General features: G+C 66.5%; 15 protein-coding genes and 1 tRNA gene. 10 read left to right on the forward strand and 6 right to left on the reverse strand.

What is annotated here, in order from left to right; all coding sequences use genetic code 11:
* Positions 1 to 46 precede the first annotated feature (46 nt).
* From ACZ6DT_RS13130 to ACZ6DT_RS13140, 3 genes are all read right to left on the reverse strand, one after another.
* Positions 47 to 268 (reverse strand): hypothetical protein, encoded by a 222-nt coding sequence (locus ACZ6DT_RS13130; protein ID WP_465593225.1) that lies wholly within the window; start codon positions 266 to 268, stop codon positions 47 to 49.
* 126 nt (positions 269 to 394) lie between these two features.
* On the reverse strand, positions 395 to 1,471 hold the full coding sequence (locus tag ACZ6DT_RS13135; RefSeq protein ID WP_465593228.1) for a tartrate dehydrogenase: 1,077 nt from the start codon (positions 1,469 to 1,471) through the stop codon (positions 395 to 397).
* 72 nt (positions 1,472 to 1,543) lie between these two features.
* A complete protein-coding gene (locus ACZ6DT_RS13140; RefSeq protein WP_465593231.1) occupies positions 1,544 to 2,437 on the reverse strand; it encodes a LysR family transcriptional regulator in 894 nt (297 codons plus the stop codon).
* 147 nt (positions 2,438 to 2,584) lie between these two features.
* On the opposite strand from ACZ6DT_RS13140, the gene ACZ6DT_RS13145 reads away from it, so the two are divergent.
* The 6 genes from ACZ6DT_RS13145 to ACZ6DT_RS13170 all read left to right on the forward strand — a co-directional run bounded on the left by ACZ6DT_RS13145 (position 2,585) and on the right by ACZ6DT_RS13170 (position 9,317).
* Entirely contained in the window at positions 2,585 to 3,973 is a 1,389-nt protein-coding gene (locus ACZ6DT_RS13145; protein ID WP_465593234.1) for a GntP family permease, read from the forward strand.
* A 430-nt stretch (positions 3,974 to 4,403) separates the two neighbouring features.
* Positions 4,404 to 5,651, forward strand: a complete 1,248-nt coding sequence (locus ACZ6DT_RS13150; RefSeq protein WP_465593973.1) for a lipase family protein — start codon at positions 4,404 to 4,406, stop codon at positions 5,649 to 5,651.
* 892 nt (positions 5,652 to 6,543) lie between these two features.
* Positions 6,544 to 7,113: an RNA polymerase sigma factor gene (locus ACZ6DT_RS13155; RefSeq protein WP_465593237.1), complete on the forward strand. Its 570-nt coding sequence runs from the start codon at positions 6,544 to 6,546 to the stop codon at positions 7,111 to 7,113.
* Positions 7,097 to 8,656 carry a hypothetical protein gene (locus ACZ6DT_RS13160; protein WP_465593240.1) on the forward strand — a complete coding sequence of 520 codons (1,560 nt, stop codon included), beginning with the start codon at positions 7,097 to 7,099 and terminating at the stop codon, positions 8,654 to 8,656. The genes ACZ6DT_RS13155 and ACZ6DT_RS13160 overlap by 17 nt, the downstream gene beginning before the upstream one ends.
* Positions 8,653 to 8,820: an Lsr2 family DNA-binding protein gene (locus ACZ6DT_RS13165; protein WP_465593243.1), complete on the forward strand. Its 168-nt coding sequence runs from the start codon at positions 8,653 to 8,655 to the stop codon at positions 8,818 to 8,820. The genes ACZ6DT_RS13160 and ACZ6DT_RS13165 overlap by 4 nt, the downstream gene beginning before the upstream one ends.
* An 8-nt stretch (positions 8,821 to 8,828) precedes the next feature.
* Entirely contained in the window at positions 8,829 to 9,317 is a 489-nt protein-coding gene (locus ACZ6DT_RS13170; RefSeq protein ID WP_465593246.1) for a hypothetical protein, read from the forward strand.
* A gap of 146 nt (positions 9,318 to 9,463) precedes the next feature.
* On the opposite strand, the gene ACZ6DT_RS13175 is transcribed toward ACZ6DT_RS13170, so the two are convergent.
* Positions 9,464 to 9,754, reverse strand: a complete 291-nt coding sequence (locus ACZ6DT_RS13175; RefSeq protein WP_465593249.1) for a hypothetical protein — start codon at positions 9,752 to 9,754, stop codon at positions 9,464 to 9,466.
* Positions 9,755 to 10,158: 404 nt separating this feature from the next.
* Positions 10,159 to 10,235, reverse strand: a tRNA-Leu gene (locus ACZ6DT_RS13180).
* Positions 10,236 to 10,408: 173 nt separating this feature from the next.
* On the opposite strand from ACZ6DT_RS13180, the gene ACZ6DT_RS13185 reads away from it, so the two are divergent.
* Entirely contained in the window at positions 10,409 to 11,020 is a 612-nt protein-coding gene (locus ACZ6DT_RS13185) for an ANTAR domain-containing response regulator (RefSeq protein ID WP_005157321.1), read from the forward strand.
* Positions 11,021 to 11,022: 2 nt separating this feature from the next.
* Here the strand turns inward: ACZ6DT_RS13185 and ACZ6DT_RS13190 are convergent, their stop codons facing one another.
* Positions 11,023 to 11,625: a hypothetical protein gene (locus tag ACZ6DT_RS13190; RefSeq protein ID WP_465593252.1), complete on the reverse strand. Its 603-nt coding sequence runs from the start codon at positions 11,623 to 11,625 to the stop codon at positions 11,023 to 11,025.
* A 178-nt stretch (positions 11,626 to 11,803) separates the two neighbouring features.
* Between ACZ6DT_RS13190 and ACZ6DT_RS13195 the strand changes: the two genes are divergently transcribed.
* From ACZ6DT_RS13195 to ACZ6DT_RS13205, 3 genes are all read left to right on the forward strand, one after another.
* Positions 11,804 to 12,058: a hypothetical protein gene (locus ACZ6DT_RS13195; RefSeq protein ID WP_465593255.1), complete on the forward strand. Its 255-nt coding sequence runs from the start codon at positions 11,804 to 11,806 to the stop codon at positions 12,056 to 12,058.
* Positions 12,059 to 12,271: 213 nt separating this feature from the next.
* Entirely contained in the window at positions 12,272 to 12,583 is a 312-nt protein-coding gene (locus tag ACZ6DT_RS13200) for a hypothetical protein (RefSeq protein ID WP_465593258.1), read from the forward strand.
* Positions 12,584 to 12,619: 36 nt separating this feature from the next.
* Positions 12,620 to 13,867 (forward strand): nucleotide sugar dehydrogenase, encoded by a 1,248-nt coding sequence (locus ACZ6DT_RS13205; RefSeq protein WP_465593261.1) that lies wholly within the window; start codon positions 12,620 to 12,622, stop codon positions 13,865 to 13,867.
* The last annotated feature ends 60 nt before the right edge of the window (positions 13,868 to 13,927 follow it).

A 13,927-nucleotide genomic window follows, 5' to 3' on the forward strand; every position in this document is an offset into this window, starting at 1 on the left:
GAGCCCGAAGGTTGATTTGGTGGTGTTGTCCGGCGTGGAGCGGCGATCATGCCCACCACGCCGCGGCGGCCGGAAGGGACAGGCCGGGGCCGAGGCGGCGGAACAGCCGTGCCTGCTGCTGTGGGAGTCGCCGGTAGGACCAGTCGAACACCGCGCGAACGGCGGCCCGCTCATCGCCGAATTCGCTGAGGACGTCGGCGACGGTCGAATGGGATGGGCGGCGGCGCGGCTGGCCGCGACCCGTGGCGCCGACGGCAAAAGTGCGCACTGCCGGCCCTTTGGCGCGGCTGAACGCTCACAGATCGTCGGCTACAGGGGTGCGGCCTCAGTGAACCCTGGCAATTCATCGCGTCCAGCATGGTTCGGGTCTCCTGCCTGAGTAGGAACCACAAACTCAGCCGTCCCCGTTCGCCGGCGTGCTCACCCGGTCCAACACCGCGCGCGTGTAGCCGGCGGTATTCGAGGTCCCGCCGAGGTCCGCGGTGCTGATGCCGTCGGCCAGCGCACCGAACGCGGCGGCGAGCAGTTCCTCGCTCGCTTCGGGATGCCCCAGGTGGTCAAGCATCAGTGCCGCCGACCACATGGCGCCCAGCGGGTTGGCCTTGTCCTGCCCGGCGATGTCGGGAGCGGAGCCGTGCACCGGCTCGAACATCGACGGGAATGCGCGTTCCGGGTTGAGGTTGGCCGCGGGGGCGACGCCGATGCTCCCGGCCACCGCGGCGGCCAGGTCACTGAGGATGTCACCGAAGAGGTTGGAGCCGACGATCACGTCGAACCGCTCCGGTGCCAGGACGAGCTTGGCGGCGAGGGCGTCGATGTGCTCCTTGTCGGTGCGCACGTGCGGGTGCCGTTGCGCCACTTCTTCCACCAGTTCGTCCCAGAACGGCATCGTGTGGACGATCCCGTTGCTCTTCGTCGCCGAGGTCACGTAGTGCGCGCGGTTCCCTGCCAGTGCGTAGGCGTACTCGACGACGCGGGTGACTCCCTTGCGGGTGAACACCGCCTCCTGCACGGCGAGTTCGTCCTCGGTGCCTCGGCCGAGCCGCCCGCCGATCTCGGAGTATTCGCCCTCGACGTTTTCCCGGACCACGACGAGGTCCACGTCTCCGGCGCCGGCGTTGCGCAGTGGACTGGGCACCCCGTCGAGCACTTTGATCGGACGCAGGTTGACGTACTGCTGAAAGCCGCGTCGGATGGGAATCAACAATCCCCACAACGACACGTGGTCCGGCACCCCGGGCCAGCCGACCGCGCCCAGCAGTACCGCGTCGTGCCGTCGGATCCGGTCCAGGCCGTCGGCGGGCATCATCGCGCCCTCGGCCAGGTAGCGCTCATAGGACCAGTCGAAAGAGTCGTAGGCGAATCGGATCCCGTGCCGTCTGCCGACGGCGGCGAGTACCGCCTGAGCGGGGGGCAGCACCTCGGTGCCGATGCCGTCACCGGGGATGAGTGCGATGCGGTAGCTGGTCATGGGATCAGTGGACGACGAGGGGGGCTGGTGCGTCCAAGACCCAGTTCTTGCCACACTGAATGGCTGCACCTATCAGCCGGATATCGCGAGTCCGGATTCCGCCAGGTCGCGAAATGCCGCGGCGGCCGGGCTCTGCCGCCCTGGCCGGGCCAGCAGCGAGACCTCCAGCGAATCGGAGCAGTCCAGTGCACGGACGGCGGCGCCCGCGGACTTGGCCAGCGCGCGCCAGGAATCGCTGACCACCGCGATGCCCACTCCGGCGAGAACGAGCGGCAGCACGGCTTCCCGGTGTTCCACCTCGACCGCGAACCGGCTGCCCGGAGCCTGGCGGCGCACGGCGTCGGCCACACTCCGCATTCCCGTGCCCTGCTGGCCGACGATGAGCGCGGCTCCGGCGAGATCGGCGGGCCGTACCGGATCCATCGGGGGCAGCGCCGCCTCATCGCGGCCCAGCACGGCGAAGTGCTGGGTCTCCAGCTGCAGAGCCTCCAACCCGGGCAAGGCCGCGGCCGTCGGCGAGGTCGCTACCACGCCGAGCTCGGCGTCACCGGTCGTGAGCATCCTCCCCACGTCGGCGGGTGTGCTCGCCGCGCGGACCGAAATCTGCACCGACGGGTGCAGGCCGGCGAACGCGGCGATCAGGCCTGCGAGCGGACTGACCGACTGCGACGGCATCGAAGCGACGACCAATTCCCCGCCGACGAGACCGTCCACGGCCTCCACCGTGGCCCGGGCGAGGTCCAGCCCACGGATGACCTCACGCGCGGGAGCCACCAGAGCGTGCCCGGCGGCGGTCAACACCAGACGACGACCTGTCCGGTGAAACAGCAGACTGCCCAAATCCCGCTCGAGCGTGCGCACTGCCTGAGATACCGACGGTTGCGCGACGTAAAGCCGTTCCGCGGCCCGGTGGACACTTCCGGCGTCGACGACAGCCAGGAAGTACTGCAGCTGACGAGCATCCACTCCGAACCTCCTCTTCGGCCGATAGCCGGGGCCTATCACTTTGCCAGCAACCCGGTCTTGGACCGGCACCCCACGGTCGGGGCTTACTGAGTCGCTGTGAAGGGGCGGCACCGGCGCCGTCCACTCCGCGAGTCCAGAGGAGGCACCGTGTCCGATGCCTGGCTCCTTGCCCACACCGGCATCGCCATCGTGGGCATGGTCGTGCTGATCACTTGGATCAAGACCCCGCCGATCTTCGGCTTGTTGATCGGTGCCACTTACCTGGGGCTGGCCACCGGCCTCGGGGCCGCCGGCACAACCGAAGCCCTGGCCACCGGGTTCGGTGACGTGATGGCCGAGATCGGCATACTCGTCACCTTCGGAGTCGTCATCGGCTCACTGCTCGCCGCCACGAACACCCTGCATCGCGTCCTGGAACGGTTGCTGGGTGTGGTCGGGGAGAAGCGCGTCCCGATGGTGTTCGCCGTATCTCTCTCGACCGTGTTCACCTCCATCTACTCCGACGTGGTCCTGATGCTCACCGCGCCACTGGCTCGGCGGCTGGGCACTCGTCTGGGCAACGGGGGCGTCGCTCTCATGGGCGGTGCGCTGACCGCTGGGATCGAGGTCGGCTTGGTCTTCGTGGTCCCCGGTGTGGCCGCCCTCGCCGTTGCGGGGTTACTCGGTGTGCCGCTCGGTGAGATGTTCCTGTTCGGGCTCGCCGTCGGCCTGCCCGCCGCCGTGCTCACCATGCTGGCCTTCACCGCACTGCTGCGCCGGCTGTTGCCCTGGAATCCTGCCACGGACGAACTCGAGGCAGAGGCTGGCGGCGACAGCGGGCCTGCCCGCACCAGCAGCTCCACCGCACTCACGACCACCACGGTCACGCGGCCGCCGGACGAGGAGGTGCGTCAGCTGCCTTTGCCGCTATCGGTCTCTCCCGTGCTGGTGGCCCTGTCGCTGATCGCCCTGGGCGCGCTTGCCAACGCCTTCCACTTCCGGCTGGGGCCCGTCGCGTTGTTGAGCGACCCGGTGATCGCGATGGCGATCGGCGCCGGCCTGGCACATCTGCTTGCCCGGCGCGTCCTGCCCCGGCAGCAGGTCAATGCCGCTGTGGGCAAGGCGCTGGCGATGGCAGGCCCCATCCTCGCGCTGTCCGGGCTCTCCGGCTCGGTCGCCGAAGTGATCGGCCAGTCGGGACTGCGAGACGTCCTTGCCGGATCGTTCAGCGCCGGCTTCCTCCCGCCGCTCATACTCGTTTGGCTGGTGGCCGCCATCCTGCACATCGCGATGGGATCCATCTCCATCTCCGCGATCACCGCGGCCGGCATCCTCGCACCGATAGCGGGCACGCTGGGCGTCCCAGTCGTGCTCGTCGCCCTCGCCGCCTGCTCGGGCTCGCTGTTCCTCCCTCACGTCAGCAGCAATTTCTTTTGGATGTTCCAATCGCTGCTGGGACTGAGCACCCGAGGCACATTCAAAACCCACACCGTCGCCATGTCGCTGGCCTCGGTGATCTCACTCCCGATAGTGTTGCTGCTCGACATCGCTGTCTGACGACGTTCGGAAAGGACGTCATTCGGTGGCCCCTGGCCGGGAGCCGAAACCTGCTGATCGGCAACGCCGGAAACACCGATCACGGGAGAGGCGCGGCGACTGCTGTTTCCTCTCGCATCCATATTGGAGTTTCGAGGTGGGTGACGAGTCGAACTGCCCCCCTCGGGTCAGCGCTGCCCTCAATGGCGGTCCGCCTTCGGCTTGAACGAGTAAACCGATGTGGTTGCGCCTTCAAGCAACGATACCGTGACGTAGATCACATGACCGCGTCCGACTGCTTGTGAAAATTTCCGTTACCACTTGCTCGGCGCGTCGTTGAAGTCGGTGATCGACCGGCGCGACGTTGCGGCAGGTCGATGGGCGAGTGACGGAACTTCTCGCCGCTGGCCTGGAATCGGTATCGTGGAAAGGAATTCGACTAGTGAAACGAATGATCACCGCGGTGCTGGCCGCGACAGTGGGGTTCACCGGTGTCGCGGCAGGCACGGCGGACGCCGCATATTCCGCTCAGCAGCCGCCATCGGTGAGCGACCACAACATCCCGCTGCCGAAAGACGATCCCTTCTATGTGCCGCCCGTCGGGTATGAGTCCAGTCCTAACGGAACGGTGCTGCGGTCGCGACAGATCACTGCCGTCTATCTCGTAGTGCCGGTACCGGTCAAGGCCTATCAGGTCCTGTACAAGTCAGTGGACAGTCACAACCGGCCGGTCGCGGAAGCCGCTACGATCGCGGTTTCCGGCTCGCCCTGGACCGGCAAGGGGCCGCGACCGCTGGTCTCCTACCAACTCGCCGAGGACTCCCTGTCCACCCGATGCCAACCGTCCTACACATTGCGGGTGGGAATCAAGGAGCCCACACCTGCCTCCACCTACGAGGTGGCCGCGTCGGTGACGGCGTTGCTGAAAGGGTATGCGGTCGTCTACTCCGACTATCAAGGCCCGAACTCGGACTTCCTGGCGGGCGCCCAGTCCGCGCACGGGGTGCTGGACGGGATTCGCGCCGCGCAGCAGTTCCCGCCGATGGGACTCTCCCCGCGGACACCGGTCGGGCTGTGGGGTTACTCCGGCGGCGGAATCGCCACGACCTGGGCAGCCGAACAAGCCGCGTCCTACGCGCCCGAGTTGAACATCGTGGGCGCCGCGGCGGGCGGAGTACCCTCCGACTTCAAAGAGATGTTCAAATACAACAACGGCGGCCTCGGCTCAGGCTTGCTCCTGCTCGGCTTCATCGGCCTCTCCCGCACCTTCCCGGAGGCGGGCGTCGAGGCCGTCCTCAACGACAAGGGCAAAAAGTTCTTCGCCGACAACGACGACGCCTGCACACTCGACATCGCGTTGTTCCATCCCTTCGATCGCATCGAGAACTACACCACCATTCGCGATGTGATCGGTTCACCGCAGGCGGAATACCTGTTCAACGCCAACAGTGCCGGTCAAAAGACTCCCCGCATGCCGTTCTACAACTACCAAGGACTCGCCGACGAATTCGTTCCGGTCGCCCCGGTCGATCACTTGCTCCAGAATTACTGCCGCGACGGTGCCACCGTGCAGAAATCGCGGATGCCGGTCACCGGGCACATCGTCGGTGAAATCCTCGGCGCCGACGGCGCGCTGAAGTTTCTCACCGACCGATTCGACGGAAAACCAGTGGCCAACGACTGCGGCCGCACCATCTGACCACCCGGCCGAACAGCATTGTTTCCCGTCTGAGCGGGCCCGGCGCGAAAGCGCTGGGCCCGCCCAGACGGTTCGGCTCGGCCGCCCGCCCTGCCGCACGGATGTGCGCTCGTGCTGGCGGTTTCACAGTGCAGAACCGGCGTCGTGTCAGGTGGCGAAGCACCCCTTCCTTACCTTCAGGGCGGGTAAGGAAGCTGTGGCAGCCAAAAGAAGACCCTCGCGGGTGGATGAGAATTGGCGCGGTGGGGCGGGTTGTCGTGAGCGATGACGTGACGCGTGGCGAGCGGGGGTGACGGTTGATCATTCCTTCGCTGATGCGCGTCGGAACTGGCTGGACCCCATCACCCCTTCCAAGGGCGGAATCGCCAAGCTGCCATAAGGGCCACCCCGTCTCCGATCGGGCTCCGTTGCCGACGTAGAGCCCGATACACCCGCCCTGATGCCGGGCTACAGCAGCATTTCGTTTCTGTCGGACCGGCATTCAACGGCTGCCTTTGAACAGCTCGATCGGCTCTTGCGCGGAGCAGCTCGGCTGTGCTGGTCTCGGCAGAGCCCGCACTGAGGTCTGTTTCGAGGCGTGCAGTGGGCGTGTAGACAGAATTCGCCTCTCGCACGAGCCTTCACCAGATGCGCTGGTCGGAGGGAGAGGGATGTCCGGAGTGTGGCTGTTGGTGACCTTGGTGCCGGCTGCGTCCACCTGTGCCCTTGCGCTGATCGCGTTGCGGCGGGCGTCGTCGCGGCGACGCGGCCTCGAAAAGATCGCGGCGCGCCTCCCGTCAGGGAGCCGGGTGGTCGAGAGGGACGTTGACGGTGCGGTGCTGGAGATCGTGATCGGACACGAGCAGGCCGGATCATTGCCGATTCGTCCCGTCCGCGGTGGTGAGCTGCCAAGATGAGGCCGGTGTATCCCGGTGGTCCCTACGACGGTCTCGGCGCCTACTCCGCATTCTACGAACAAACGTATACCCGCTCTCTCCATGTCGTCTGCCGTATGACGGCGGGCGATCGCGACCTGGCGATGGATGCCCTGCACGACGCTTATTTAGTGATGTTGGATAACTGGGCCGGGCGACGGCACCGATCGATCGAGGACAACCGACGCTATCTGGTCGCGATCGCGGCGAACAAGGTCCGCGATCATTACCGGCTCGCCGGACGGCTCGTCGAGTACGAGGACAATTATGACCCGGCCGCGGAGGATGCCCGGCTTGGCGCGGTGCTCGACGGGATGTCCCCGGTTCGGGCGATCTTGGAGTTGATCGCGGTGCAGCCGGGGCGGCGTAGGGCCGTGGCGGTGCTGCACTTCATCGAGGGCTTCACCTATCGCGAGATCGCGCAGGTGCTCGGGATCGCGGAGTCGACGGTCCGCACCCACGTCGAGCGCATGCGAGCCGCGCTCCGGCGGTGTGTCGTTGAACAGTCAAATTGGTCAGGAAGGGGTGACGATGACCGATCCACATGACGACGCCCTGCGCGACCTGGTGCGGCACGCACACGAGAGTGACCAGGAGCCCGTCGATGTCGATGTGGCGGCCGGTCTTCGGAAGGTGCTGGCCCAGGCGGGGCAAGTTTTGCGCATGCCGGACTTCACTGCTCGCCTGCGCGCTGCGGCGGAACTGGACGAGGAGTTCGCCGAAGCAGTGGCGCGGGAGTTCCTTACCTGCCCCACTCGGGCGTTGCCACCTGAGCGCGGGGTGGATGTGCGCACGGTGCTGCTCGCTGCCGCCACCGCAAGGATCAGGCACCGGATCAGGGATGCCGTGCTGCTGGCCTTGGTTGTCCTGGCCGTGATCGTCGCGCCGTGGCCGCTGGTGGCGGGGTGGACGGTGCTCGGTGCCGGTGTCATGGCAGCGACCACAACTTCGCGCCCTCTGTGGCGCTATGCCGCCGCCGCTGCTGCTGTCGCGGGCGTCGCGTTGGTCCTTTCGACCTACCACCGGTTCACGACCGCCGACGGCCTGATGGCAGTGCCTCTGGCAGCGATCGTGGTAGTCCTGTGCCTCGACGCGGTCGTCGCGTCAAGACGCGCGGGGAGGCCGCCGCGGGAGGGACTCGTCCGCGCGCCGGTGTCGAGGAAAGTGCCCGATCGTGATACTTCGCCAGGCGATTACGGCTGTGCGGCGGTGATCGTCGCCCGGGGGCCTGGGCTGTTCCCAGGGTCTGGCACGCCGAGGGATTCGTGGTCATTCGCAATCCCGTTGCAACGGTCACCGGACGCCGACCAGAATGCCGGACTCACCACTGCGTCACTTTATGCCAACGTGCAGGATCGCCTTATAGGGCTTCGGACCGCGACAGGGCTGGAACACCTGTCGGCCGCCGAGGTCGTGATCGTCGCTGCCGACGGGCTGGTGGCGCACCTGGCCGAGCCAGCGACCCGCGACTTCCTGACCTCGCCCGAGGCCGCACCGGCCGAATGGCTGCCGCCTGACCGCGCGCGCGAGATCCGGGAGCACCCGACCGACTGGGCGAAATACCACCTCCGGGTAGAGGTGACGACGGGTGACTGTGTGGTGTCCGCGTACGTGCACCTGACCGTCGATGACTTGTTCGTGCAGGCCGACTGGCGCACCTTCATGCTGCCGGCGGTCCGGCACATCGAACCGGCAGCGATGCCCGCCGTCGGACGTGGACTGCTGGATGCGGTCACGCTGCCCGTGACCTGGCCCAGGCGTCTCGTTCGCCTGCTGCCACAGGCACGACCACTGTCGAGCGGACACAGACTCGACCCCGCCAGGTACGGCGCCGGACCGAGCCTGCGTGAGCTGGCGGTGGCAGACACGCTCAACGACTTGCAGACGGCCGATCAGGAGCGGCACCTGCAGATGCTCCAGAGCCAGTTCGCGACAGCCCTCACGGACGCGATTCGGGAAGCGGGCTACAAGGACGACGCAGCGCGCGATGTCGTAGCACGCCACACGGCGGACCTCGAGCGTGCGCGAACGCAACGACACGGGTCGCCGTACTACGCGGGAAAGCAGGCGGATTTGCCTGAGCTGCGGTGATCGACCAGGGTTGGAACGCGAAGTTCCTGCGCCGGCCAGGCGATCTTGGCAAACCGGCAATCCGCGCGTGGGCGCCGAAGAACGGGTTCACCGTGTCTGATCGCGGACGGATCCGATTCCGGTCCTCTGTGCAGGGGCGATTTCGCGGGCCTGGGGTCGGCTAGGTGTCAGGATGCCATGGCGATGGCTGTGGCTCCTGGTCGTGCCGGTGGGCCGGACCGATGGTGTCTTTGGCGAACACAGCACCGTCGGTCCTGATGAACGCGAAACGCCCTGTAGGGCTCACTTCGACGTAGGTGGCGGTGTAGCAGTCGCTCTGCTGGATCCAGCCAGCGTTGTCGAGGTTGTTCTTGGCGTGGACTGCGCCGCGGTTCGGCGAAGTGGACTGAACGCACCTCCTGGATTGATGGAAGCCCTTACCGGGTATCAGAAGGCCATGAAAGCCGACACATCCAAGGACGTCGACAGCCGGTCGCCCTTCACTTGGAGGGCAACGACAACGGCGTTGATGGCCCTCATGTCAGTGGTAGCGGGCATCGGCATCGTCGCCTCCAGTGGCCAGGGAATCGGGTGGTTCTTCCTGGTGCTCGGACTGGTCACTGCTCTGATCGCCGCCGGGCTCTTCCACCTCGCCCGGAAGTCCCGCCAGCCGCAGGACTGAGCCGACCGGCTCTAGCGGTCCGCGCTGGAAATCCGCCGTCTGCCTCGGCGGCCAAGAGGGTGATCGAGCTGTCGGAATGCCGGTAAGGCTTTGGGTACGTCAGTTGCAACTTGGCTTCCCCTATCTCGAGGTGGGGAAGGAGGCCTTCACGGACCGCGCCGGATCAGGAAGCTGCCGGGCTGAACCGATGAACCGCCTGCAGCGACACCAGTACGACCGGACACGTCGCGTGCCGGACGCAGGCGGTGGACAACACTGCCCAAGACGAGCCTCCTGGCGCCGGATCGCCGGGAATCGACCACCATCGGCGGTCCGTCCTCGAAGCCGATCTGGCCGGAGTGGATGATCGTGACGTCGTCGCCCGTCACGCCGAGCGTGAACGCGTTCAGCGGAGCCTCGCCGAGATTGCCGGGAAACAGGCGTCGATCCTCAAGCAAGCGCAGCAGGGTGACCCGGAGGATCCGTTCACCACGGCACTACGAGGCAGTTACAACGAGCTGGCCGCCGACGATAAGGAGCTTCGGGCAAAACTGGAGGAGCTGGACAAAGCGGACGAGGCGACGCCGCAGTCGATGAGCATCGACACCCTGCAACTCATTGACGCGCTTCCTTGCCTGGCGTTGAACTTGGCGAAGGCTCCGCGGCACTGCCTATGGGCGTTGTTCGAGGCCGTCCAGTTCGCGATCGTGGTTCACGACGACGGCGAGCATGCGGCAGTGACGATCAAGCTCCCAGCAGACCAGCTGTCCCACATCGGTCAGGCAGCGGAGAGGATCGCCAAGACCATGGAACCCCTGGACACCCCGGCGCAGCGCGCCGGTTCTGTTCGTGAGGTTCCTGTTGGTGCCCCCGGTGAGATTCGAACTCACACTGGACGGGTTTTGAATCCGTTGCCTCTGCCAGTTGGGCTACGGGGGCGGTGCCCGATGAACTTTACGGGATCACGGGAGCGCGCCGTTCGCCGGGCCCGGGAGTGTGACGACCGTCTGACGTGGTGAACGCCATCTAGCCGTCTGGATCGTTCCCGGTAGGCTTCAGGTTCGCGGACAGCCCGCGAGCCGAACTGCCCGACGACCTTCAGGAGGACCCCGGTGACCGAGCAGGCTGCCGAGGCCAATGGTGCCGTCGCCGCACCCCAGCGGCGGGTGCTCGTGGCCGAAGACGAGGCCCTCATCCGCCTGGACCTCGTCGAGATGCTGCGCGAAGAGGGTTACGAGGTGGTCGGCGAGGCCGGAGATGGCGAGCAGGCCATCAACCTTGCCACCGAGCTGAAGCCCGATCTGGTGATTCTCGACGTCAAGATGCCCAAGCTCGACGGTATCGAGGCCGCCTCCAAGATCACCGGTGACCGGATCGCGCCGGTCGTCATCCTGACCGCGTTCAGTCAGCGTGACCTCGTCGAGCGGGCGAGGGACGCGGGCACGATGGCGTACTTGGTCAAACCGTTCGCGAAGCGCGACCTGGTGCCCGCGATCGAGTTGGCCGTGAGCCGGTTCGCCGAACTCCAGGCCCTCGAGTCCGAGGTCGCGGGTCTGACGGACAGGCTCGAGACGCGCAAGGTCATCGACCGGGCCAAGGGACTGCTGATGAGCCGTCAGGGGCTTACCGAGCCGGACGCGTTCCGGTGGATACAGCGCACCGCGATGGACCGCCGGACCACGATGAAGGCGGTGGCCGAGGCCGTCGTCGAGAGTATCGGCTGACGTCAGCTCTCGGTCGTGACGTACAGGCGCACTGTTCCGCCGCGGTGTGCGCGGAAATAGTCCTGGAGCTTTGCGCTGCTCGCGATGCAACCGGCACTGGTGAAATCGTCGCCCGCCGTCCTGGGCAACGCGACGGAACACTGCGCGAGATAGTTGAATTTGTCCGGCCGCAGCACGAAGAAGGTCGCGCTTCCGGATCCCGTTCCGCCCTTGTTGCGGAAAACGGCGCTCATCGAGCAGGCGTTGTCGTTGCACGGCCCGTTCCACTGCGAAGAGCGCACCTGAAACTCGGGCCGCGCCGGCGGAGTCGTCCGGACGGCCCGGGTGGTGGTCACATCCGCCGCCGCGGTGCTCGACACCGGTTCCCGGGTCTCTTTCGGCTCAGTGGTCCTGGTCGTTCGCGGCGCGCTCGTGGCCCCCGCGAGCGGTCGTGAAACCGACGGCGTGCTGGTGGGGGAGCGGTCGAGATCATCGAATGGATTGAACCCGGTCAGTGTATTGACGGCCACGAAAATGGCCAGAACCCCGCTGACCGCCCCGATCATGACGGCCCACTTATTGTATTCGGGCTCGTCATCGGTCTTCCTCGGCTCATCCCCCGACATAGGCTCATCGTACGGGTCAGAGCCCCTGTTTCATTCCGGCGTTCTCATGTTCGCCGTCGGACTGTCCGGTTGATGACGACGGAGTCCAACGCGACTCGGATCGTGATAGGGCGGCCGAGAATTCGACGTAAGGGTCGAATTCCGCGCTGGAAAATGCCGCGAAGTGCGGTATCGGACAATGAAACGGCAGTGGGAACGGGAATGCGCAATCGCTGTTGTCACGGCGGTGGTGATCGGCCCCGTGACCGAGCGCAGGCTCAATGACGACTGGGGCCGCGTGATTTCCTACGCAAACCGCATGAAGGGCGCGGACGACGCCTGGGACGGGGAATGGCACGCGGCTGCGGTGCGGCGATCGCTCCAGGGGCGGAACCGTCGGACCGCGGCGACGGCTCGATGCGATCGTCGGGAAACCGAAGGTGCGGTCGAGTAGTCCTCCGTCGTCCGGGAAACCGCTCGCGCCACTCGTTCTTGTGAACGGTTCGCGGTCGAAGATCACGTAGAGAGCGCTTGAAGCCGCCATCCGAATGATCCGTCCGGACCGGCCGCAACCCGCGCGCGTGAAGTTCCGCCGAGCGGCACGTTCTACGCGGAGTGACTGTTAGCGTGCGGAGAGAAGTCGTGATCTTGGATGTGGAGGCATTCGATGAACCGTCTTGTCATCGCCGCGTTGAGCGCGGCGTCCGCGGGCGCCTTGCTGATCGTGCCGAGTCCGCCCGCCGAGGCGGCGGCGGGCAACGTGGTGGTCTTTTCCACCGAACTCCAGCGGCTGGACACCTTCAGAAATCCCGAAGGGTGCAACAAACTTCCTGTCGCCGCACACGTCTTGGCGAACCTGAGCTCGTCGGAAGTGGTCGTTCACGGAGATCCGCTCTGCCTGACGCCCGGCGTCCCGGTCAGTCCGGGGTACGGCTCTCACGTCGCGGCGGGCAGCGGCTCCTTCTCGGTCAGTCGCTGATCGCTTCGTGTGACAAAGCGACCGAAGAGGAGTCATGTGTCTGTCGACGTTGTCGTTGTGGGAGTCGGCTACGTCGGACTACCGCTGGCGGAAGCCGTCGACGCGGCGGGGCTGTCGGTCGTCGGGTACGACACCTCGCCGCGGGTGGCGGACGCGGTAGCGGCGGGCCGCTCGCATGTGCCCGACGTGTCCGCGAGCCGGTTGCGGTCCATGCGGGCGGGCGGTTTCACGGTGACGACCGATCCCGAGGTACTCGTCGAGGCGGAGACGATCGTGGTCTGTGTGCCGACCGGTCTGGATTCGGCGGGCGGGCCCGATCTCGCGGCCGTGCGAGCCGCAGCGGCGACGATCGCCGAACAGGTGACGCCGGGCACGCTGGTAGTGATCGAGTCGACGAGCTTTCCGGGCACCACCGACGAGATCGTCCGGCCCATCCTGGAGAAACACGGTCTGACCGCGGGAAAAGACTTCTCGCTCGCTTATTCACCCGAGCGGGTCGACCCCGGAAACCGCCGCTTCGGCATCCGTAACACCCCGAAGGTGATCAGCGGGCAAACCCCGGCGTGCGCCAAGCGCTGCGCGGAGTTCTACGGGCGGTTCGTCGACACGGTGGTGGTGGCGCGCGGCACCAGGGAAGCGGAAATGGCCAAGCTGCTGGAGAACACCTACCGCTACGTGAACATCGCGCTGGTCAACGAGATCGCGGTCTTCTGCGACCGGATCGGCGTCGACGTGTGGGACGTGCTGCACTGCGCGGCGACCAAGCCGTTCGGCTTCACGCCGTTCGTGCCGGGGCCGGGCGTCGGCGGGCACTGCATCCCGGTCGACCCCAAATACCTGCTGGACAAGGCCGAGCGGGAAGGAGCCGTGCTCGGTGTGGTGCACGCCGCTCGCCTCGTGGACGACCAAATGCCGGAGCATGTGGTCGAACGGGTGACACGGTTGCTCGCCGAACAGGGAAAACCGTTGCGGGGCGCGAAAGTTCTCCTCCTCGGTGTCGCGTACAAGGCCGACGTGCCGGACACCCGCGAGTCCGCCGCCATCCGGATCGCCGTCCGGTTGCGCGCGCTCGGGGCCGACCTGTCCTACCACGATCCGGTGGCCGACACGGTGCCCGAACTGGGGCCACCGGTGGCCGATCTCGACGAGGTGCTCCGTACCGCGGACGTCGCCGTCCTGCTGGTGGCGCACCGCGCCTATGACCACGGCCACCTGGCCTCGACGGCCAGGTTGCTGTTCGACGTGACGGGACAGGTTCCCGGAAAGGAGGTCGTCCGTCTCTGAAAGTTCCGCCCGGTCGAGTGCCTGGCGGACGCCGGTACCGCAAGTTCTTCCGAAGCTTCC

It is taken from the genome of Amycolatopsis sp. NPDC041971 (genome assembly GCF_055588925.1).